General features: G+C 65.1%; 18 protein-coding genes and 2 pseudogenes. 17 read left to right on the forward strand and 3 right to left on the reverse strand.

The window, feature by feature from the left end:
* Positions 1–429: 429 nt before the first annotated feature.
* The 9 genes and pseudogenes from H578_RS0104080 to H578_RS13185 all read left to right on the forward strand — a co-directional run bounded on the left by H578_RS0104080 (position 430) and on the right by H578_RS13185 (position 9,174).
* On the forward strand, positions 430–1,731 hold the full coding sequence (locus tag H578_RS0104080) for an IS256 family transposase (protein WP_051130783.1): 1,302 nt from the start codon (positions 430–432) through the stop codon (positions 1,729–1,731).
* Between the two features lie 50 nt (positions 1,732–1,781).
* Positions 1,782–2,174, forward strand: a pseudogene (locus H578_RS13175) (cytochrome c biogenesis protein CcdA); the annotation flags it as partial.
* Entirely contained in the window at positions 2,155–3,876 is a 1,722-nt protein-coding gene (resB, locus tag H578_RS0104090; RefSeq protein WP_022872430.1) for a cytochrome c biogenesis protein ResB, read from the forward strand. The pseudogene H578_RS13175 and the gene resB, both read left to right, overlap by 20 nt.
* A complete protein-coding gene (locus H578_RS0104095) occupies positions 3,873–4,586 on the forward strand; it encodes a DsbA family protein (RefSeq protein WP_022872431.1) in 714 nt (237 codons plus the stop codon). Before resB ends, H578_RS0104095 begins: the two co-directional genes overlap by 4 nt.
* A gap of 2 nt (positions 4,587–4,588) precedes the next feature.
* A pseudogene (gene ccsB / locus H578_RS15205) lies at positions 4,589–5,593 on the forward strand (c-type cytochrome biogenesis protein CcsB).
* 152 nt (positions 5,594–5,745) lie between these two features.
* The gene (gene cmtR, locus H578_RS0104105; protein WP_022872432.1) at positions 5,746–6,105 is read left to right on the forward strand and encodes a Cd(II)/Pb(II)-sensing metalloregulatory transcriptional regulator CmtR; all 360 of its coding nucleotides are present in this window, start codon (positions 5,746–5,748) and stop codon (positions 6,103–6,105) included.
* Positions 6,102–8,018, forward strand: coding sequence for a heavy metal translocating P-type ATPase (locus H578_RS0104110; protein ID WP_200867943.1), 1,917 nt, complete (start codon positions 6,102–6,104; stop codon positions 8,016–8,018). Before cmtR ends, H578_RS0104110 begins: the two co-directional genes overlap by 4 nt.
* The gene (locus H578_RS0104115) at positions 8,018–8,623 is read left to right on the forward strand and encodes a cadmium resistance transporter (protein ID WP_022872434.1); all 606 of its coding nucleotides are present in this window, start codon (positions 8,018–8,020) and stop codon (positions 8,621–8,623) included. The genes H578_RS0104110 and H578_RS0104115 overlap by 1 nt, the downstream gene beginning before the upstream one ends.
* Complete coding sequence (locus H578_RS13185; protein WP_022872435.1) at positions 8,620–9,174, forward strand: signal peptidase II; 555 nt, start codon at positions 8,620–8,622, stop codon at positions 9,172–9,174. The genes H578_RS0104115 and H578_RS13185 overlap by 4 nt, the downstream gene beginning before the upstream one ends.
* Before the next feature lie 320 nt (positions 9,175–9,494).
* On the opposite strand, the gene H578_RS0104125 is transcribed toward H578_RS13185, so the two are convergent.
* Both H578_RS0104125 and H578_RS0104130 read right to left on the reverse strand, forming a co-directional pair.
* The gene (locus H578_RS0104125; RefSeq protein ID WP_022872436.1) at positions 9,495–10,118 is read right to left on the reverse strand and encodes a hypothetical protein; all 624 of its coding nucleotides are present in this window, start codon (positions 10,116–10,118) and stop codon (positions 9,495–9,497) included.
* A 198-nt stretch (positions 10,119–10,316) separates the two neighbouring features.
* Complete coding sequence (locus H578_RS0104130) at positions 10,317–10,991, reverse strand: PepSY domain-containing protein (RefSeq protein WP_022872437.1); 675 nt, start codon at positions 10,989–10,991, stop codon at positions 10,317–10,319.
* Between the two features lie 165 nt (positions 10,992–11,156).
* On the opposite strand from H578_RS0104130, the gene H578_RS0104135 reads away from it, so the two are divergent.
* From H578_RS0104135 to mshC, 4 genes are read left to right on the forward strand one after another with little or no spacing between them, the layout of a single operon-like run.
* Positions 11,157–12,470, forward strand: coding sequence for a M20/M25/M40 family metallo-hydrolase (locus H578_RS0104135; protein WP_022872438.1), 1,314 nt, complete (start codon positions 11,157–11,159; stop codon positions 12,468–12,470).
* 57 nt (positions 12,471–12,527) lie between these two features.
* Positions 12,528–12,773 (forward strand): DUF5703 family protein, encoded by a 246-nt coding sequence (locus tag H578_RS0104140; RefSeq protein ID WP_022872439.1) that lies wholly within the window; start codon positions 12,528–12,530, stop codon positions 12,771–12,773.
* A gap of 55 nt (positions 12,774–12,828) precedes the next feature.
* Positions 12,829–13,104: a hypothetical protein gene (locus H578_RS0104145; protein ID WP_022872440.1), complete on the forward strand. Its 276-nt coding sequence runs from the start codon at positions 12,829–12,831 to the stop codon at positions 13,102–13,104.
* A gap of 15 nt (positions 13,105–13,119) precedes the next feature.
* The gene (gene mshC / locus H578_RS0104150) at positions 13,120–14,454 is read left to right on the forward strand and encodes a cysteine--1-D-myo-inosityl 2-amino-2-deoxy-alpha-D-glucopyranoside ligase (RefSeq protein ID WP_028463926.1); all 1,335 of its coding nucleotides are present in this window, start codon (positions 13,120–13,122) and stop codon (positions 14,452–14,454) included.
* Between the two features lie 105 nt (positions 14,455–14,559).
* Here mshC and H578_RS13190 read toward each other — a convergent pair whose 3' ends face one another.
* Positions 14,560–15,417: a PAC2 family protein gene (locus H578_RS13190; protein ID WP_245554905.1), complete on the reverse strand. Its 858-nt coding sequence runs from the start codon at positions 15,415–15,417 to the stop codon at positions 14,560–14,562.
* A 138-nt stretch (positions 15,418–15,555) separates the two neighbouring features.
* Here H578_RS13190 and H578_RS13195 point away from each other — a divergent pair, with 138 nt between their 5' ends.
* The 4 genes from H578_RS13195 to dop are packed head-to-tail and all read left to right on the forward strand — an operon-like array spanning position 15,556 to position 20,771.
* Positions 15,556–16,251, forward strand: a complete 696-nt coding sequence (locus H578_RS13195) for an HAD family hydrolase (RefSeq protein WP_022872443.1) — start codon at positions 15,556–15,558, stop codon at positions 16,249–16,251.
* Positions 16,248–17,288 (forward strand): tRNA (adenine-N1)-methyltransferase, encoded by a 1,041-nt coding sequence (locus H578_RS13200; RefSeq protein WP_022872444.1) that lies wholly within the window; start codon positions 16,248–16,250, stop codon positions 17,286–17,288. The genes H578_RS13195 and H578_RS13200 overlap by 4 nt, the downstream gene beginning before the upstream one ends.
* Positions 17,278–19,029: a proteasome ATPase gene (gene arc, locus H578_RS13205; protein ID WP_022872445.1), complete on the forward strand. Its 1,752-nt coding sequence runs from the start codon at positions 17,278–17,280 to the stop codon at positions 19,027–19,029. Before H578_RS13200 ends, arc begins: the two co-directional genes overlap by 11 nt.
* Positions 19,026–20,771: a depupylase/deamidase Dop gene (gene dop / locus H578_RS13210; RefSeq protein ID WP_022872446.1), complete on the forward strand. Its 1,746-nt coding sequence runs from the start codon at positions 19,026–19,028 to the stop codon at positions 20,769–20,771. Before arc ends, dop begins: the two co-directional genes overlap by 4 nt.
* Position 20,772 lies beyond the last annotated feature (1 nt).

Here is a 20,772-nt window from a genome sequence, read left to right on the forward strand (position 1 = left end):
GAAGGTTCCAGGCCACGAGCTTCTCCTCATCAATTGTGGAGTCCTGTCACCACCCAGAACGGGGCGCCTGGGCAGCCAGCTGCCCAGCCCTGCCAGCCCCAGGCCCTGGGGTGGAGTCGGTGGGCGGTTCATGCTCGGCATCCACGTTAGAAAACAAGCCCTCAACACTGGGACTGTCGTGCCTCTATCAGCGATCCACGATCCGCCCGTGACCAGCTCCTGGGTGACAACACCCCCCGGATCATCACATGACTGGGGGCAAACGATCATGCCCAGAAGCCGGACCGGACAACACCACTTATCCTGCCGGAAAACTGGTGCCCCTAGAAGCTAACGGGTGTCAACTTCTCTGTGTAAGGCCTGGTGGTGGGCCTTTCGAGAGGAGCATGTGTGTCTGTGACGGACGAGAAGAAGGACGCGACGGCGGCGATGGCTGCCGATCTGGTGGCATCGGGCGCTTTGGACGGGTTGTTCGCCAAGATCGATGCCGGCGAGGTGCAGCTGACCGGTGATGGTGGGATGCTGCCGGCGATGATCAAGGCCGCGCTCGAGCGCGGGCTGGCCGCCGAGCTGTCCGACCACCTCGGTTACGACAAGGGCGACCCGGAAGCGAAGTACTTCCCGAACTCGCGCAACGGCACGACGCCGAAGACGGTCGCCACCGAGGTCGGTGACGTGGCCCTGGACGTGCCGCGCGACCGCGACGGGACGTTCACCCCGATGCTCGTGCCCAAGGGCGCCCGCCGCCTGGGCGGGCTGGATGAGATGATCATCAGCCTCTACGCCGGGGGGATGACGGTCCGCGACATCGAGCACCACCTCGCTTCGACGGTCGGCACCGAGTTGTCCCACGAGACGATCAGCAACGTCATCGACGAGATCCTCGATGAGGTCATGGCCTGGCAGAACCGGCCGCTGGAGGCGTTCTACCCCGTCATCTACCTCGATGCGATCGTGGTCAAGGTCCGCGAGGGGGCGCACGTGCGCAACAAGGCCGCGCACATCGCCGTCGGGGTCGACATGGACGGCGTCAAGCACGTGCTGGGCATCTGGATCGAGAACACCGAGGGCGCGAAGTTCTGGGCGAGCGTGTGCGCCGAGCTCGCCAACCGCGGGATCCGTGATGTGCTGATCGTGTGCTGCGACGGGCTCAAAGGGTTCCCCGAGGCGATCGAGGCGACCTGGCCCGACAGCCTCGTGCAGACCTGCGTGGTGCACCTGATCCGCTCGTCCATGCGGTTCGTGTCCTACTCCGACCGCAAGGCCGTCACCGCGGCGCTGCGCCCGATCTACACCGCAGCGAACGCCGAGGCTGCCGAGCAGGCGCTGGCGGCGTTCGAGGCCTCACCCCTCGGGGCGAAGTACCCGCACGCGGTGGCGACGTGGAAAGCGGCCTGGGAGCGGTTCACACCGTTCCTGGCGTTCCCGCCCGAGCTGCGCCGGGTCATCTACACCACAAACTCGATCGAATCGCTGAACTACCAGCTGCGCAAGGTGACCAAGAATCGCGGACACTTCCCGTCTGACGACGCGGTGCGCAAGCTGCTGTGGCTGGCGATCTGCAACATCGAGGACAAACGCGCCCGCGAACGGGCGAAGGAACGCGGCCTACCGGCCAACAAGCGCAGAGCCTCCGGCCGGCTCGTCCAGGGCCAGGTCACCACGAACTGGAAACAAGCCCTGGCCCAGCTCGCACTCGCCTACCCCGAGCGAATCAACCCCTACCTGTAACCCCACCTGACCAGCGCACTTACACAGAGAAGTTGACAGGCTCCCGTCGGGCGCAGCGCACGATCCGCCCGCGCTTCCGTGCACGCCTCGGACTCGCCGGAGCCCCCCTGCTCGGCCTCGCGCTCGGCATCGGCTGGACTCCATGCATCGGGCCGACCCTCGCCGCCATCCTCTCCGTCTCCTGGAACCTCGGCGACCCGATCCGGGCCGGCGTTCTCGGCGTCTCCTACTCGCTGGGTCTCGGCATTCCCTTTGTTCTCCTCGCGCTCGGTCTGGGCTGGGCGGCCCGGTCGATGACGTTCCTGCGCCGTCACATTCGGGGTATCAACATCGCGGGCGGCGTTGTGCTGGTACTGCTCGGACTGCTCATGGTGACCGGGCTCTGGACGCGGCTGATGTCGTCCTTGCAGGGGGTGATGGCGAATGTCCAACTCCCGCTCTGAATCGGACACCCTGCCGGCACGACCGAGCGACCACGTCGACTCGGTCGAGCGGGGTGCTCCCGAAAGTGGTCTCGGCTGGCGCGCCTGGCTGCGCTGGGCCTGGCGGCAGCTCACCAACATGCGCACCGCGCTGATGCTGCTCCTACTCATGGCCGTCGCCGCGATTCCCGGATCGCTGTTCCCGCAACGACAGGCCGACCCGAACGGTGTCGTCCAGTATTACGATGACAACCCCGAGCTCGCTCCCGTGATCGACAACTTCCAGCTGTTCGACGTCTACAACTCGGCCTGGTTCTCCGCTATATACCTGTTGCTGTTCGTCTCTCTCATCGGGTGCATCATCCCGAGGATCAAACACCACGCGAAAGCGTTGCGCTCTCCAGCGCCGAAGACGCCAGCGCGCCTGGAGCGGATGGCCGCCCATTCCTCCCACGAACTGCATCTGGTCGAGGGGCGTACCTCGGACGCGGATATCGAGCAGGCGATCACGATCGCGGCCACCGAGCTGCGTCACCGCGGATACCGCACGGCCCGCTACGATAACGCAAAGACCTGGTCGGTGTCCGCTGAACGCGGACACTTGCGCGAGACGGGCAACCTCGTCTTCCACTCCGCCCTGGTCGGTGTACTCGTAACTGTCCTCCTCAGCAGCGGACTCAACTACACCGGCGACCGTGTCATCGTCGCCGGCACCACTTTCGTGAATGCTGAGAGCGCCTACTCTTCCTTCGCTCCGGGCCGCTTCTTCGACAGGGACTCGCTCACTCCCTACGCGATGACCCTCGACGGGTTCGATGTCGAGTACGTTGAACCCGGCAGGCCTGGTGCGGGGCAGGCGGGGAATTTCGCCGCGCATCTCACCTTTCGAGAGCCCGGCAGCGAGGAGACCCGGGCTGAGACGGTGCGCGTCAACGCTCCCATCACCGTGGACGGCGATCGGGTCTACCTGCTCGGAAACGGGTATGCACCGTTGATCACGATCCGCAACGCGCAAGGCGATATCGTCTACCAGGAGCCGCAGCCATTCCTCCCGCAGGACTCTGCCATGACGTCGCTCGGGGTGGTGAAAGTCCCCGACGGGCTGCCCGAGCAGGTCGGGCTCATCGGGTTCCTCTATCCGACTCAGAGCACGCTGGAAAGCGGGGCGTCCTATTCGGTGTACCCCGACCTCATCAACCCGCGCGTCACGTTCAACGTCTTCACCGGCGATCTCGGCATCGACGACGGCACCCCGCGCTCCGTCTACCAGCTCGACACCGAATCCATGACTCAGATTACCGGCGGGGACACGGGCGTCGACTCGATCGAGCTCACGCCCGGCGATACCGCTGACCTCCCGGATGGGATGGGCACCATCACCTTCGAGGACCTCACCGCGACCGAGGGCGCCGATGAGCCGGTGAAACGATTCGTCTCGCTGCAGATCCAACGCGACACCGGCGCCACTTGGGTGCTCATCTTCTCGATCCTCGCAACAGCGGGGCTCATCACCGGGCTCCTCGTCCCGCGCCGACGGCTCTGGGTGAAAGCCTCCCTCATCACCCCCGCCATTGGCGACCGCAAGCTCCGGATCGAATACGCGGGCCTCGCCCGCGGCGAGGATCCCGGCCTCGAACGCGCCGTCACACAGTTCAGCGAGACCCACCTCTCGATGATCGCCGAGCAGTCGCCGTCACCGCTTTTCAAGAAGGGAACCCCATGACCCAGCACATCGTCCAGAAACCCAAGAAGAAGATCAGCACCTCGATGAAGGCCGCGCTGATCACGATCCCCACGCTCCTGCTGGTCTTCCTGATCATCATCCTCGTCACGCTGCTGAACCGGCCCGAGCGCGCGGTGCCTGAAGGGGCACCGGACAGCGCGGGGAAGGCCACGGTGTCGTTGGTGCAGGAGAACTCGCATGTCCTCGACGATGCCGGGGAGGGGGCGCCGGTGCTCGTCGAGTTCCTCGACTTCGAATGCGAAGCGTGCGGGGCCGTCTACCCGGTGATCGAGGACATCCGGAAGCAGTACGACGGCGAGATGACCTACGTCGCTCGCTACTTCAACACCAACCACGCGAACTCGATGAACGCGGCGCTGGCGGCCGAAGCCGCCGCCCAGCAGGGGAAGTTCGAGGCGATGTACCGCAAACTCTTCGAGTCTCAGCCCGAGTGGGCGGAGCAGCAGGAGTCCCAGGCCGACAAGATCCGCGGCTACGCCGAAGAGCTCGGGCTCGACATGCAGGCCTACGACCAGGCCGTTGCCGACCCCGCGACTCAGCAGCGGGTCGAGGAAGATCACAACGCCGGCCTCTCGCTCGGCGTGCAGGGCACCCCCACCTTCTTCCTCAACGGCGAATTGCTCCAACCCCAGTCAGTCAACGACATCACCGACGCACTCGACGCGGCGATCGCGGAAAGCGAGGGATAGCCGTGGATCTCGAACTGCAGGCTGCACTCGACGAGTTCTCCGTGATCGCCGTCTGGTCCGCGATCACGCTGTATGTACTCGCGTTCATCGCCTTCGCCTACGACCTCTCGCAGCGCGCATCCCTCGCCCCCACCAAGCAGCGCGAGACGGTGCTCGTGGGTGCGGGGGCGAGCTCCGCGCCGCCCGCCCGCGAACCGGCTGAACCGAGCCTGCGAATGCCGGCGTCGTAGCGGTCTCGCCGATACTGGGCGCGCCTCGCCATCGCGTTCACCGGGCTCGGCTTCACTCTCCACCTCGCCGCAACGATCACGCGCGGCGTGGCGGCCGAGCGGGTGCCATGGGCGAACATGTACGAATTCGCGCTCATCGGAACCCTGCTGATCATCGCCGTCTACCTGGCGGCCCTGCGCTGGTTCGACCTGCGGTTTCTGGGGGTGTTCATCGCGGGCATGGTCGTGTTCTTCCTCGGCGGATCTGCGATGTCCTTCTACGTCGAGGTGACGCCTCTGATGGATCCGCTCAAGAGCATCTGGCTTATCATCCACGTCTTCGTCGCATCGCTCGCGACCGCGCTGTTCGCCATCGCAGCAGGACTCTCCACCATGCAACTGCTGCAGGCACGGCGGGAACGACAACGGGCGCGGGGCGCGGGTCTCGCCGGTCTCGGCCGCGGCTACCTCCGCACGCTCCCGAACTCCGAGGCACTGGAGACCCTCGCCTACCGCTTCGCGATCCTCGGGTTCATCTTCTGGACGTTCACCCTCATCGCCGGGGCAATCTGGGCGAACGAGTCATGGGGACGCTACTGGGGCTTTGACGTCAAAGAGGTCTGGACGTTCGTCATCTGGGTGCTATACGCAGGCTACATCCACGCCCGCGCTACGCGCGGCTGGCGCGGCACGAAGTCCGCCTGGCTGTCGCTTATCGGGTTCGCCGCGGTGCTCTTCAACTTCACGATCGTCAACCTCCTATTCAAAGGTCTGCACGCCTACTCGGGCATCAGCTAAACGGTGGCGAGACTCCCCATGTCGAACCAATCACGAAGCTGCGCGGTGCTATCCGCGACAAGTGCCTGGACCGGTGTAGTGTCGCAATCCGCAGGCCCGTGCTCGAATCGACGAGTTGCCATCATGTCAGTATTGACTGTATAGTTCAGTGCATGCTGACCATTGCTGCACGCCTCGATGTCATGAACCGGCTGGGCCGGGCCATGGCAGACCCGACGCGTTCCCGGATCCTGATGTCCCTGCTTGATGCTCCGAGCTACCCCGCGGTGCTGTCCCGTGAATTGGAGCTGACCCGTTCGAATGTCTCGAACCATCTGACGTGTCTGCGCGACTGTGGGATTGTGGTTGCGGAGCCTGAGGGCAGGCAGACGCGATACGAGATCGCTGATCCGCATCTAGCGGCGGCGCTCGTGGCGCTGGTGGATGTGACGCTGGCTGTGGACGAGCACGCTCCGTGCGTGGACGCGGCGTGCACGGTGCCGGGCTGCTGCGCAGCGGGGGCGGACGCGTGAGCGCGGCGTGCGGCTGCGACGAGCCGACCATGACATCCGTCGGCGAGGCTGAGGAGGTAGCGCGTCCGTGGTGGAGGGACCGCGGGATCTTGATGCCGGTGTTCTCCGGTGTCGCGTTTCTCGCCGGCCTGATTACCGAGTGGGCGGGAGCGGACACCCCGGCTCTGGTGCTGTTCTGGATCGGTCTGCTGCTGGGGGCGTCGACGTTCACGCCCGGCGCGATCCGGAATCTTTTCACGAAGGGCAAGCTCGGGATCGGGCTGCTGATGACGATCAGCGCGCTCGGGGCGGTCATCCTCGGCTACGTCGAGGAAGCGGCGGCGCTGGCGTTCCTGTACTCGATCGCTGAGGCGCTGGAGGACAAGGCGATGGACCGGGCCCGCGGGGGCCTGCGGGCGCTGCTGAAGCTTGTGCCGGAGACCGCGACGGTGCTGCGTGACGGGGAGTCGGTGGATGTCGCCGCGAAGGACCTCACGGTCGGGCAGGTGATGCTGGTGCGTCCCGGGGAGAGGATCGCGACCGACGGCGTCGTCCGGGCGGGCCAGTCGAGCCTGGACACCTCGGCGATCACCGGCGAGTCGATCCCGGTCGAGGTCGCACCCGGCGATGAGGTCTCCGCCGGCGCGATCAACGTTGCTGGCGCCTTGGAGGTCGAGACGACCGCGGCGGGCACCGACAACTCGCTGACCACGATCGTGGGGCTGGTCGAGCAGGCCCAGGCCGAGAAGGGCGACCGTGCCCGCATCGCCGACCGGATCGCCCGTCCCCTTGTTCCGGGCGTGCTGATCCTCGCAGCGCTGGTCGCGATCATCGGCTCGCTGTTGGGCGACCCGGAGATGTGGATCACCCGCGCGCTCGTCGTCCTGGTCGCCGCCTCACCGTGTGCGCTGGCGATCTCGGTGCCGTTGACGGTCGTCTCCGCGATCGGCGCGGGCAGCAAGTTCGGCGTGATCATCAAGTCCGGCGCGGTCTTCGAGCGCTTCGGCACGATCCGGCACATTGCCGTCGACAAGACCGGCACCCTCACCCGCAATGAGCCCGCCGTCACCGCGGTCCTCACCGCTGACGGCGTGGGTGACGCACAGGCGCTGGCTTGGGCGGCAGCGCTGGAGCAGCACAGCACGCACCCCCTTGCCGCAGCGATTACCGCCGCCGCACCGGAGGCTCCCGCGGCTACAGATGTGACCGAACTGGCCGGGCACGGCATCGAAGGCACCGCAGGCGGGGCGCGGATCACAGTCGGCAGTCCTCGTTGGCTCGATGCCGGCGGACTTGCAGGCCGGGTCGAGGGCTTGGAGGAGCAGGGTATGACCGTCGTGATCGTCCACCGCGACGGGGCACCTGTTGCCGCGATCGGTGTCCGTGACGAGTTGCGTCCCGAAGTCCCCGAGGTCGTGCGCACCCTCGCCGCTCAGGGCATCGGCGTGACCATGCTCACCGGCGACAACGCCCGCACCGCGCGTGCCCTCGCCGCGCAGGCTGGGATCGACGACGTGCGCGCGGAGCTGCGCCCCGAGGACAAGGCGACCGCGATCGGCGAGCTGTCGAAAGCGGGATCGGTCGCGATGATCGGTGACGGCATCAACGACGCTCCGGCCCTGGCTGCCGCGGACATCGGCATCGCGATGGGGGCGACCGGCTCCGACGCGGCGATCGAGTCCGCCGACGTCGCCTTCACCGGCCACGATCTGCGCCTCATTCCGCGCGCGTTCGACCACGCCCGCCGCGGACGGCGCATCATGAACCAGAACATCGTCCTGTCGCTGCTGATCATCATCGCGCTGCTCCCCCTCTCCCTGTTCGGGGCCCTCGGGCTCGCCGTCGTGGTCCTGGTCCACGAGATCGCGGAGGTCATCGTGATCCTCAACGGGTTGCGCGCTGCCCGCACCCGCACTCCACGGTTGGCGAGCTGATGCTTGCGACCATCGGATCCGCGATCGGCCTGTTCGCGGCGACCAACATCGACGACATCGTCGTGCTCACCGTGCTGTTCCTCGCCTCCAGCCGCGGGAAGCCGCGACCGTGGCAGATCGTCGCGGGCCAGTACCTCGGGTTCATCACCCTGGTCATGATCAGCGTGATCGCCGCACTCGGCCTGACCATCGTCCCCGACGAATGGGTGGGCTTCCTCGGATTGATCCCGCTCGGCATCGGCATCTGGACCCTCGTGCGCGGCCTGCGCCGCAACGGCGACGATGATGACGACGACAAGATCACCGCGGTCGGGCTATGGGGCGTGGCCGGGATCACGATCGCCAACGGGGCTGACAACATCGCCCTCTACACGCCGATCTTCCGCACCAGCACCCCCGCCGACGTGGCGATTATGATCGTCGTGTTCCTCGTTCTCGTCGCCGTCTGGTGCGTCGCCGGACGCCTGATCGGAACCCACAAGGTCGTCACCGAGACGCTGGAGCGGGTCGAGCACTGGCTCGTTCCGGTGGTGTTCATCGGGCTGGGCCTGTTCATCCTGATCGAGTCCGGGGTCGTCTCCCGCCTCGTCGAGGTCATCGCATGACGCCGCCCACGATCACCGGCCATGAGCCCGCGGCCCCATCATCTCCGCACCCGCGGCGATGGCGGCTCGTCGCCGGGGCCTTTCTGCTCGGCGGGCTCGTCATCGCCATCGACCAGGGCACCAAGGTGTGGGCCGAAGCCGCCCTCACCCGAGGAGAGCGCATTCCGCTGATCGGCGACCTGCTCGGGTTGCAACTGGCATACAACCCCGGCGCGGCCTTCTCCTTCGGCGAAGGCTTCACCTGGGTGTTCGCGGTCGTGGCCGCCGCCGCAACAGTCGCGGCGATCGTGTTCGCGTTCCGCGTCCAGCGACCCGCGTGGGCGATCGTGATCGGTGCGCTCGGGGGTGCCGCCGCATCCCACGCCTTCGACCGGCTCTTCCGTGAGCCCGGGTTCGCCCGCGGTCACGTCGTGGACTTCCTCGCCTACGGCAACTGGTTCATCGGCAACATCGCCGACATCGTCATCGTCACGGCCGCGATCGCCGGAGCGTTCCTCATGCTCCGCGAACCCCCAGCCCGTCACCACGACGGTGCCACTCCCGAGGAGTGAAACCCTGTCAGAGTTTCTCCGGTACGGGGTGCTGACCTCGAGTGGTGAGAGCCAGGAGCCTAGCGCCGCGCACACCGCGAAAAGTGCTAACGAAAGTGCTAATGAACCTGTAGGTCGGGGTATCGCGGTGGAGTTATCCACAGGTCAGATGCCGTAGATCGTTGATTTCATGCGGCAGAACGCTAGGTCGAGATTCGCGGCGCGAGGGGGTCGAGGTCAGTTCAAGTCCCCCTCCGCGCACGAAAACCCTGGGCAGCTCTGGGTCAACCAGAGCCCCGGGGTGTTTTCGTCTCAGCACGGCGGCAGCCCAGATGGTGGTGCTAGTCATAGCCCCCGGCCTCTTCGTGTTGGGCCACTTGCTCTTCGCAGGTTCCCTCATAGCCGGGCCAGTCCGCCCTGGACTGAGACATGTTCCAGAGAGCTTCGCGAAGGTCAGCTTCGGTTTCGAACTGTTCGACGCTGTAGGGAAGGCTTGTCTGTTCGCCCTCCCAGCAGGCAGTGAAGGACTCGAACTGATCCCACTCCAACATTTCGATGTAATCGGGGTGGCACTCCGGTTCAGGCATGGCACCTTCGCCGTCCCAATCCTGCGGCCACCCGGCAGGTTCGTGGCCCTCATTTTCAGCCAGCGCCTCGGGATCATCGCACTCAACCCATATCTCGACTGGAACCGGGCCATGGATCATCTCGCCGTTATCGGTGATGACGTCAACCGTCTCCCCGGAGACTTCCGGAGGCCGCTTGGTGGGGTCGTCTGATTCCTCGGTCTCCTCAGAGTTCCCTTCGCCCTCTTCCTCTGCGTCTTCTGTAGCCGCTGAGGTCGTCTCAGCCCCATCCGCGGCGGGGGCGTTCTCATCTTCGGGAGTTGCTTCCGCTGCGCAGGAGGCGACCAGTAGGGCCACTCCCAGCACGGAGAGAGCCGGTGTCAAGGCTGTGTTACGCATATCTCTCACCTTACGTTGCCAGAACATCACGACTCGGGGATATGACAAGGCCCCTCGGCTTGAATCTAGAGCCGAGAGGCCTGATGGCCCTGCTGTTTCTTTCTGCCGGCCCATCCTGCCGAGTGCATACACAATGGCCCTGGGAGTTCTGCTGGCGGCAGGACTCCCAGGGCCGGATGCGTTACCTCACCGCGAGGGTCAGTTATCGACCTTCACAATGTCACCGGTGGCGACGTCGACGTAGACCTCCACGTCATTGCGCAGCTCGATCTCCCAGACGACGACGCCGTTTTCGGTGTCGAGATCAGCTTCGTAGAACTCCGAGTCACCTTCAGATTCAGCGATCTGCACCGCCTCAGTGAATTCGATCTCCACCGACTCCGCCTTGGCGCGGTCGTCACCGTCCAGGGATTCTTCCTCGTAGTCCCAGATGTCGAAGCTCTCCGGGTCGAGCTCGAACTCGTACTCCACCTCAGCAGCGGGGTCGAAGATCTCCACTTCGAAGTAGGCGCCTTCATCCTCTAGTTGCCCGATGACGCCGTCGGGGTACTCTTCGGCGAGGAATTCGGCGACGTCGTAGACTGCACCTTCACCGGAAGCCGCCCCGGTATCGGAGTCATCGGCGGTGTCCTCGGCCTCGTCCTCATCGGTAGCGGCACCGGGGTCCTCGTTCTCTTCGGTGTCCTGGCCTTCAGCCGGTTCATCCTCGGTGCCCTCATCGACGGTTTCGGCCTCTTCTGCGTTCTGGTTCTCTTCTTCAAACTGCGCGGCCTCTTCCGGGGCGCAGGCGGCCAGCGTCAGGCTTGTCACCGCGGCCACCGCAGTCACGGCGGGGATCAGGGGCTTACGAGTGGTCACTGTGCGGACAGTCATGGGAACTCCTTGGGATGTCTCGTTGTTCATGATGACACCAGTGAGTCGTGATCGGCTGTCAAAAAGTTGCAATCGGAGGCAGCCTGTCGTGTTCTTCCCGTCGAAGAGCGGGCGTTGCCGACAGTCTCATCAGTCCGTCTGCCCAGCGGCAGTACAGTGGGAACTATGACTGAGACACCTGCCCAGCTGGCTGAGACTGAGGTCGTTGACTTCTGCTGTGACCTCATCCGTTTTGACACCACAAACTGGGGAGAGGGCCGGTCCAAGGGGGAGCGGGAAGCCGCTGAATACGTGGCCGAGGCACTGCGCCGGGCCGGACTGGAACCGCAGATCTACGAATCTGCACCGGGGCGAGCTAACGTCGTGGCCCGGATGCGGGGTACGGACCCCGACGCCGGCGCATTGGTTGTCCACGGCCACCTCGACGTGGTGCCTGCTCAAGCAGAGGACTGGCAGGTCGATCCCTTCGCCGCGGAGATCCGTGACGGCCTGGTGTGGGGCCGCGGCGCGGTGGACATGAAGAACATGGACGCGATGATCCTCGCCGCAGCCCTGCGGATGAGCCGCGAAGGTCATCAGCCGACCCGTGACATCATCTTCGCCTTCTTCGCCGATGAGGAAGACAACGGAACCTACGGGGCCGGCTGGATGGTGCAGAACCATCCAGAACTCTTCGACGGTGCGACCGAGGCCATCAGTGAAGTGGGCGGGTTCTCCGCAGATATCGCTGGCACCCGTGCTTACCTCATCCAGACCGGAGAGAAAGGTCTGCACTGGACCAAGATGACCGCAACCGGTACCGCCGGGCACGGTTCGGCCGTCCAGCAGGACAACCCGGTGGTCACCTTAGCTGAGGCGGTTGCAGCGATTGGCAACCACACCTGGCCCATTGAGTACACCAAGACCACCCGCGCCCTGTTCGAGCAGCTCAGCGAACTCACTGGGATTCCCTTCGACGAGCACAACCCACAGCAGCTGTTGGAGGCCACTGGGTCCACGGCGAAGTTCATCGCTGCCACCTTGCAGAACACCTCCAACCCCACACTGTTGGAGGCTGGGTATAAGCACAACGTGGTCCCCGGGGAAGCCTCCGCGCTGGTGGACGCCCGCACTCTGCCGGAGCAGGATGAGAAGGTCGCGGCGGTGTTGCGTGAACTCGCCGGGGAAAAAGTGACCTTCGAACTGCTGAACGCGGGGCCCTCCATCGAGCTGCCATTCTCCGGGGCGCTGGTGGAGCAGATGGTTGCGGCCCTGCACGCTGAAGATCCCGAGGCGAAAGTCCTGCCTTATATGCTCGGCGGCGGAACGGACAATAAGCATTTGGCTCAGCTTGGTATCGCCGGTTATGGGTTCGCCCCCTTGCAGTTGCCCCCGGAACTGGACTTCACCGGCATGTTCCACGGCGTGGACGAACGGGTCCCGGTGGATTCACTGCGCTTTGGAGTGCGGACACTGTACCGGTTCCTCGCCGCCCAGTGACTCGGTGAGCTATGGTGGTGCGCCAACGGAGCACACCCCGACGCTTCAGGAGGCAGAATGGCCCACCAGCAGGGAGCCTCAGCATTGACCGCCCACTACACCGAGCACCAGGCCAATGGCACCGGATGGGAGTACCTAGTGGTGACCTGTCAGCCACGGGAGTCCCTGGCCGAAGTGCGGCGGAAGGTGATCGATGCCGCCGAGTACGGGCGGTGGGAACTGCGTCGCTCGGCGCTGTACACCGGCGGGGTGCGCAAGTACTGGTTGCGCCGGCGGATCATGCGTGTCGCCAAAACCCTGTAAGTGTCTTTCTGCGCGGTGCTGACGCGGCGGGTGCGGCGTTGATACTGTTGTCTTCATGAAGACTGATCCCCGCGTCGCACTGAGTGCGCTGACGAATGCTCTCGAAGAGCACCTCTCCGCCGCTGTGAACCGACGTGGAGACGACGATCCCGCCGTCGAGACCGCGTTCTACAGCATCGCTGACGCCTTTGAGGCCTACGAAGACGCGCTTTTTGCCGCCACCGGTGAAGTCACTCCGCTGGATCTCTACGATGAAGAGAACGACGTCGACGATGTCCTCGACGATGAGGACGAAGACGACGACCTCGATGAAGCACCCAGCGACGACTGAGGCGCCTGACACCCCGTGAAATCTTGGCCTCGCCCCGCTGTGCCCGCGATCCCCTCCCTGGGGGAGACCCTCGAACTGACAGACACCCCCACCGGAACCACCACTGCGGTGAACTCCCGCGGAAATCTGGCCTCCCTCTACGTCTGTGGGATCACCCCCTATGACGCCACCCACCTGGGCCACGCCAACACCTATGTGCATTTCGACGTATTAGTGCGCTACTGGCTGGCCTGCGGGGTGGAGGTCAACTACGTGCAAAACGTCACCGACATCGACGACCCCCTGTTGGAGCGAGCCGAGGCCACCGGGCAAGACTGGCGAGAACTCGCCGCGTCTCAAACCGACCTGTTCCGCGCCGATATGCAGGCTCTGCGGGTCATTCCACCGACCACCTACATGGGAGCGGTGGAGATGATCCCCGGAGTGGTCGCCGATGTCGAGAAACTCCTCCGGCTGGGGGTCGCCTACCCTGTGCCAGCCGAAGACGCCGCCGGTGACGACTACTACTTCGACATTGCCGCCGCAGAGGCGAACACTTCCTGGCGGCTAGGAAGCGTGGGTGGCTATGACCGTCCCACCATGGAGGAGCTCTTCCCCGACCGCGGGGGCGACCCGCAGCGCCGAGGAAAGCGTGACAGCCTGGATCCGCTTCTGTGGCGGGCTGCCCGCCCGGGTGAACCCCAGTGGGATGGCGGGAGCCTAGGTGCCGGTCGGCCGGGCTGGCACATCGAATGCTCGGTGATCGCCCGGCGGCACTTGCCGGCCCCCTTTACCCTGCAGGGCGGGGGCTCCGATTTACGGTTCCCGCACCATGAATTCTCCGCCGCCCACGCCACCGCTTGCGACGGGGTGCCATTGGCCGAACACTATATGCACACCGGTATGGTCGGGCTGCACGGGGAGAAAATGTCGAAGTCCCGCGGCAACCTCGTCCTGGTCTCCGAGCTGCTCGCCGCTGGGACGGACCCCCAGGCGGTGCGGACTCTGCTGCTGAGCCACCACTGGCGCGAAGACTGGGACTACACGCCCGAGGACCTTGCCGCCGCTGAGGCTCGGCTACAGCGGTGGAAGACCGCCTTGGCCCGAGCCCCTGAGCACCATGGTGGAGAGCACGACGCCGCAGCCTCGGCACCCAGCGAGAAACCTCACCACGTGGCCGGGCTGGGTGAGCCTGACGAGCTCCAGTACGCACTCCATGCGGCTCTGGCGAATAATCTCAATGCACCGGCCGCGCTGGACACCCTGGATCTCTGGGCGGATGGGCACGTGGCGACCGGCACGGCGCGGGAGCGGGTGGTCGACGTCGTCGATGCCCTGCTCGGCTTGGATCTGAGCTCACCGGGTCACTAGCAGGGGGGAACCGCACGCCGCAGCGGTCGGTTGCGTCCAAGCCCGCTGCGCCCAGCCTCAGAGCTCTCCGCGGAACTCACCCCTTGGTAAGAGGTCCGGATGAGGTTAATCCTGGGGCGGACGACGACGTCGCAGGTAACGTTCGAACTCCTCCGCGATGGCTTCCCCGGAGGCCTCCGGCAGATTCGTGGTGTCGGTGGCTTCCTCTAGTCGCTTGACGTAGTCGGCGATTTCGGCGTCCTCTTCGGCCAGTTCATCGACCCCGCGTTCCCAGGCGGCCGCGTCGTCGGCGACCTCGGAAGTCTCCAGACTGATTCCCAGGATTTCTTCTAATTTACGCATCAGCGCCAATTGAGCCTTGGGGCTGGGGGCCTGCCCTACATAGTGCGGCACGGCCGCCCACAAGGACACTGAAGGAATCCCTGCCTGGTAGGCGGTATGGGCCAGGACCCCCACGATCCCCACCGGGCCCTCATAGGTGGGCTCCTCAACATCAAGCTCCTCACGGACGGATTCATCCTCTGAGGAGAACGAGGCCGGAATAGGGCGAGTATGCGGCACATCGGCCAGCAGCGCCCCCACCAGGACCACTGCGTCAGCGGAGTACTCGGCGGCCTTGGTCAGCAAATCCGCGGTGTAGGACTGCCACCGGAAACTGGGCTCCACCCCGTGGACGAAGAGCACATCGAATTCGGAGCGGGCAGGGGAGGCTTTCAAGATGGTGGTGGAAGGCCAGACGATCTCTCGGTGCCCCGCGTTGCGCACCACCTTGGGTCGGGAGAATTGGAAGTCGTAGTACTCCTCATCGGTGAGCTTCTCCACGACTTCGGCGTTCAGCGCCTGAGCGATGGCCCGTACCGCAGCGGAAGCCGCTCCACCGGCGTCATTCCAGCCCTCGAAGGCCATCACCATCACCGTGGGGCGACGGGGAGACCCGCCCTCGGCGGCGGAGAGCCGGCGCAGGTGGGCAGCAAACCGCCCAGCCCGGTCGATGCTCTCAGCCGGGCTGTCGGGGTGCTCAGAATCCGGTGTCACGTCATCGGAACTCACGTTCTTCACACTAGCGCCAGCCCATCATCGGCGGAAGCGTACGATGGTCCCATGTCAGAACTGCAGGCCGTTTTCTGGGATATGGACGGCACCTTGGTGGATACCGAACCGTACTGGATCGCCGCCGAATATGAACTCGTCGCCGAACACGGCGGGCAGTGGAGCCAGCAACAGGCTCACCAGTTGGTCGGCCAGGCGTTGACCTACAGCGCCGGGATTCTTCAGGAAGCCGGGGTGGACCTTCCTCGGGATGAGATCGTCCACCAGCTGATGGGCCGGGTCATCGACAAATGTGCTGAACGTATTCCGTGGCGTCCAGGTGCCAGAGAACTGCTCACCGAGCTCAATGACCACGGCATCCGGTGCGCGCTGGTGACGATGTCCTGGAGGCCGCTGACCGAGGCAGTGCTCTCCGCACTGCCGGAGGGACACCTGGAGTTCGCCATTACCGGGGACGCCGTCTCCGCGGGGAAACCCGACCCGGAGGCCTACCACGTTGCTTTTGAACGTATGGCTGCTGACCACCCCGCGCGCACCGGGGAGCCGCTGCAGCGTCAGCGGTGCATCGCCATCGAGGACTCGGTACCCGGCACTGCTGCAGCAGCCGCTTCAGGGTTGGTGACCCTGGCAGTACCGCACTACTCGCCGCTACCGCAGAGCTCCGACTGGCACTTAGCCGAGACCCTCGCCGGTCTCGGTGTATCTGAGCTGACCGAGCTGTTGCCGAAGACCCCCGCGGCCGTATGAGTTCACCTGCTCGCGCCATCGGCGCTCACCTGCGTACCGGTGTGCTCAAACCCGGCGAACGGGTCCAGCTCACCGATCCCAAGGGCCGTAAGTCCACTATCACCTTGGCCGAAGGTGGCCAGTGGCACACACACCAGGGTGTACTGCGGCACGAAACGCTCATTGGGCAGCCCGAGGGCATTGTGGTGACCAATGACGCCGGCCAGCCCTACCAGGTGTTGCGTCCGTTGCTCAACGACTATGTGCTCTCGATGCCGCGGGGGGCCACAGTGGTCTACCCCAAGGACTCCGCCCAGATCATCCAGGTCGCTGATATTTTCCCCGGGGCTCGGGTCGTGGAAGCCGGCGTCGGCTCCGGAGCCCTGTCTATCTCCCTGTTGCGTGCGGTGGGGGACACCGGCACCCTGACCTCCTACGAACGGCGGGAAGAATTCGCTGAGATCGCCCGCGGCAATGTCGAAGGGTTCTTCGGCGAGGCCCACCCCGGGTGGAGCATCCGGCTCGGTGACCTGCAGCAGCAAGCCCCTGAGCATCAGCAGCCCGGCAGCGTGGACCGTGTGGTCCTGGACATGCTCGCCCCCTGGGAGTGCTTGGAGGCGGTGAAACACATGCTGGCCCCTGGGGGAGTATGGGTCAGCTATGTGGCGACTGTCACCCAGCTGAGTCGGTTGGCTGAGCAGATCCGCGCCTCCGAAGGATTTACCGAACCGGAGGGCCACGAAACGATGCTCCGCACCTGGCACCTCGACGGTCTGGCGGTCCGTCCCGATCACCGCATGGTCGCTCACACCGGGTTTCTGCTCTCCACCCGGCGTCTGGCTGACAACCAGACCCCGTTGCAGCTGAAGAAACGCGAGAAAGCCAGCGAACCGGCCCCGGAGGACAAAGCCGCCTGGCCCGCTTATGACGAGGATGTGAGCTGGACCGAAGACAGCCTGAAGGCTCGCGTGGTATCGAAGAAGAAAGCCCGGCGCGCCGCCGCCCAGGCGACGCAGAATGCCGAGAAGGCCAAGGAGGTGCCCCGCGATGACCGATGAGACCAGCACCGCGACCGAAGAACAGCTGAAGCACTTGCGTTCCCAACTGAAACGTGCGCACCGTCAGCTCGAGGACCTGCGCTCCCGCTACCGGGAGACCGAGACCCAGCTGCGTGCCGCCGGACGCAACAATGAACGGCTCTCCGGGATGCTGGAGGCTACCCGTGGGCAGATCAGCGAGCTGAAACAGGCTCTGGAGTCCGACGGGCAACCGCCCTTTACCTACGCCACAGTGGTCGCTTACCGTCCGGCCCGTGAACGCACCGAGGGCAAGGAGATCGAAGCGACCACGGCCGCCGGCTGCGATGTGCTGCACTCCGGACGGAAACTGCGGGTGACGATCTCCCCGCTGATCGATCCGGAGCAGCTCATCCCAGGTTCCGAGGTGCTACTCAACGAGAACCTCACTGTGGTTGCCGTTTTGGATCCTGAACGCACCGGGGAGATCGCCCGCGTGAAAGAGGTTCTGCCTGACGGGCGCCTGGTGATCATCGCTCGTGGGGAAGAGGAACGCGTCGTCGAACTCTCCGAGGCTGCTCGGCGTGCCGCAGAAGAGCACGACGACGCCGGCTCGCCCGACCGACCGGGCAGAGACCGTCAGCACCCCGTCCAGTTGGGTGACGCCGTCGTCGTGGATCTACGCACCGGCACAGCCACCGAGGTGGTCCCGCTCTCTGAGGTTGAAGACGTGGTCCTGGAGGAATCACCCGATGTCTCCTACGAGGACATCGGCGGCCTGGCTGAGCAGATCGATCAGATCCGCGACGCCGTCGAACTACCGTTCCTCCATGCCGACCTCTACCGGGAGCACGGGTTGGCCGCACCGAAGGGAATCCTGCTCTACGGCCCACCGGGCTGCGGGAAGACGATGATCGCCAAAGCGGTCGCCTCTTCCTTGGACCGGGAATCCACGGGAGCGAGTTTTCTCAATATCAAAGGTCCCGAGCTACTCAATAAATACGTGGGGGAGACCGAACGTCACATCCGGGTCATTTTCGCTCGCGCCCGGGAGCGCGCTTCGGCCGGCCGACCGGTTGTGGTGTTTTTCGATGAGATGGAGGCGTTGTTCCGTACCCGTGGCTCCGGGGTGTCCTCTGATGTGGAAACCACCATTGTGCCGCAGCTGTTGGCCGAGATCGACGGGGTGGAGTCCTTGGACAACGTCATCATCATCGGTGCCTCCAACCGGGAAGACATGATCGATCCAGCGATCCTGCGCCCCGGACGGCTCGACGTGAAGATCCGGGTTCAGCGCCCCGGGCTGGCCGGAGCCAAAGAGATCCTGCGCATTCACCTGTCCTCCACTGTGCCGTTGCGAGCCGATCTGGTCGCCGAGCACGGCTCCGCCGAGGCCGCCCGGGAGGCACTGATCGACGCAGTGGTCACCCGCCTGTACAAGCAGTCACGGGCCCTGCTGCGGCTGATCCATGCCGACGGGTCCACCACGACCTTCGGTTCCGAGGAGTTCATCTCCGGGGCGGTGCTGAGTAATATTGTCGATCGGGCGAAGAAAGCCGCTATCAAAGAGTTCCTGGCCGCCGATGAAGATCCCCGGGCTAAGGGTCTCACCGAGGCTCAGCTCATCGCCGCCGCTGAAGCTGAACTCGCCGATCAGGTCGAATTGGTCAACACCGCCGATCCCAGTGAATGGGCCCGAATCCAGGGGGTGCCGCCCACTCCGGTGCTGCGGGTGGAGAAGCTCATCGACGCCGCGGGGCTGCGGCAGGCGGTGGGTACATGAGCGTGCGTCGGCTCATCGGCATGGAGACTGAGTACGGGATCCACGCACCCTCGAATCCACGGGCTTCCCATGTGGCGTTGAGTATTGAACTGGTCAACGCCTACGCGGCGGCCGTGACCGAGGCCGGAGGAGCGGTGGCCGGAACCGAATGGGATTACCAGTCTGAATCTCCGCTCGTCGACGCCCGAGGCTGGGTGTTGCCCCGCTCGGCGGCTCACCCCACTCAGCTGACCGACACCGACGAGGCGGTCTCCTATGCGGCCGAACAGGAACCCGGTGCCGGTCCGTTGCGTGATGTGCTCGGCAATATCAGCGGTGGGGATCCCAGCCCGGCAGACGCCGCCGAACGTTCAGTCTTCGACCACGCTCCAGGCTCCGCCCACTGGCGGGGAGACTACTTTCAGCTCAAACCCGGTCAGCCGCAGTTGCTGATGAACCTGGTGTTGGCCAATGGGGCCCGGTTCTATGTGGATCACGCCCATCCTGAGTACTCTGCCCCAGAAACGATCGGGGCCAAACGGGCGGTGCTCTACGACATCGCCGGGGACCGGATCGCCCGTACTGCCGCCCAGCGTCTTTCCCGCGAAGACGGCGCTCCAGAAGTGCTGCTGTACAAGAACAACACGGACAACAAGTCCGTCTCCTACGGCGCCCACGAGAACTACCTGGTTCCGCGGTCAGTGCCCTTCGATGACCTCATCACTGGGCTCATCCCGTTCTTCGTGTCCCGACAAATCCTCTGCGGCTCCGGACGGGTCGGCATCGGCCAACGCGCTCAGACCGCTGGCTACCAGATCAGCCAGCGGGCTGATTTCTTCGAAGAACAGGTCGGCCTGGAGACCACGGTCCGCCGGCCGATCATCAACACCCGGGACGAACCGCACGCCCATCACGACTCGTGGCGACGGCTACACGTCATCATCGGTGATGCCAATATGAGCGAGTACTCCGCCTGGATGCGTGTGGCGACCACTGCCCTGGTCTTAGACCTCATCGAATCCGGACAAGCCCCGAACCTGCGGTTGGCCGATCCGGTGGCTGCCTTAAAGACCATCAGCCACGACCCCGACCTCACCGCCACCGTGCGTACCGACCGCGGGCCCATGACCGCACTGGAGATCCAGCAGGTCTACCTCGAAGCAGCCCGGCAGCGGGCGGCCCAGCTGACCGCACCCTCTTTGCCGCATATCGCCCCGGACACTGAGACTGCTGAGACCCTTGAAGCCTGGGAGGAGTTGCTCAGCGACCTCAGTGAGGATCCCTCCCGCGCCGCAGACCGGGTGGACTGGGTCGCCAAGCTCCAGCTCATTGAGTCCTACCGCCGCCGCGACGGGCTCAGCTGGGATTCGCCCCGGCTGGGCATGATTGACCTGCAGTACCACGATCTGCGTGAGGATAAGGGTCTCTACTACAAGCTGGCCCGGGCCGGGCGGCTGCGCCGGCTCTTCACCGACGACCAGATCGCCTGGGCGGCCCAGCACCCCCCGGAGGAGACCCGGGCCTGGCTCCGCGGGACCCTGGTGGAACACCACAATGACATCGTCGCGGGGGCTTCCTGGGACCAGATCCTGCTCCGCGAGGACCCCGCCAGTCCACCAGTGCGCCTGCACCTCAGTGAGCCCACCGCCGGTTCCCGCGTGGAGGCCGAACCAGTGTTACATCGCGCAGGCACCCCGCGGGAACTCATTTCGTCGCTGGCAGAGCTACTCGAAGGCTCCGACACGTCACAGCACCGGCACTAGC

Origin of the sequence: Nesterenkonia alba DSM 19423 (assembly GCF_000421745.1) — a bacterium.
In the GTDB taxonomy this organism is placed as follows: domain Bacteria; phylum Actinomycetota; class Actinomycetes; order Actinomycetales; family Micrococcaceae; genus Nesterenkonia; species Nesterenkonia alba.

Coding starts and splice junctions, on each gene's coding strand:
- H578_RS0104125 (WP_022872436.1), bottom strand. CDS start 10,118: ATGCGTAACACAGCCTTGACACCGGCTCTCTCCGTGCTGGGAGTGGCC.
- arc (WP_022872445.1), top strand. CDS start 17,278: ATGACCGATGAGACCAGCACCGCGACCGAAGAACAGCTGAAGCACTTG.
- H578_RS0104095 (WP_022872431.1), top strand. CDS start 3,873: ATGACCCAGCACATCGTCCAGAAACCCAAGAAGAAGATCAGCACCTCG.
- H578_RS13195 (WP_022872443.1), top strand. CDS start 15,556: ATGTCAGAACTGCAGGCCGTTTTCTGGGATATGGACGGCACCTTGGTG.
- H578_RS0104130 (WP_022872437.1), bottom strand. CDS start 10,991: ATGACTGTCCGCACAGTGACCACTCGTAAGCCCCTGATCCCCGCCGTG.
- dop (WP_022872446.1), top strand. CDS start 19,026: ATGAGCGTGCGTCGGCTCATCGGCATGGAGACTGAGTACGGGATCCAC.
- H578_RS0104135 (WP_022872438.1), top strand. CDS start 11,157: ATGACTGAGACACCTGCCCAGCTGGCTGAGACTGAGGTCGTTGACTTC.
- H578_RS13185 (WP_022872435.1), top strand. CDS start 8,620: ATGACGCCGCCCACGATCACCGGCCATGAGCCCGCGGCCCCATCATCT.
- H578_RS0104145 (WP_022872440.1), top strand. CDS start 12,829: ATGAAGACTGATCCCCGCGTCGCACTGAGTGCGCTGACGAATGCTCTC.
- H578_RS0104140 (WP_022872439.1), top strand. CDS start 12,528: ATGGCCCACCAGCAGGGAGCCTCAGCATTGACCGCCCACTACACCGAG.
- cmtR (WP_022872432.1), top strand. CDS start 5,746: ATGCTGACCATTGCTGCACGCCTCGATGTCATGAACCGGCTGGGCCGG.
- H578_RS0104080 (WP_051130783.1), top strand. CDS start 430: ATGGCTGCCGATCTGGTGGCATCGGGCGCTTTGGACGGGTTGTTCGCC.
- resB (WP_022872430.1), top strand. CDS start 2,155: ATGTCCAACTCCCGCTCTGAATCGGACACCCTGCCGGCACGACCGAGC.
- H578_RS0104115 (WP_022872434.1), top strand. CDS start 8,018: ATGCTTGCGACCATCGGATCCGCGATCGGCCTGTTCGCGGCGACCAAC.
- H578_RS13200 (WP_022872444.1), top strand. CDS start 16,248: ATGAGTTCACCTGCTCGCGCCATCGGCGCTCACCTGCGTACCGGTGTG.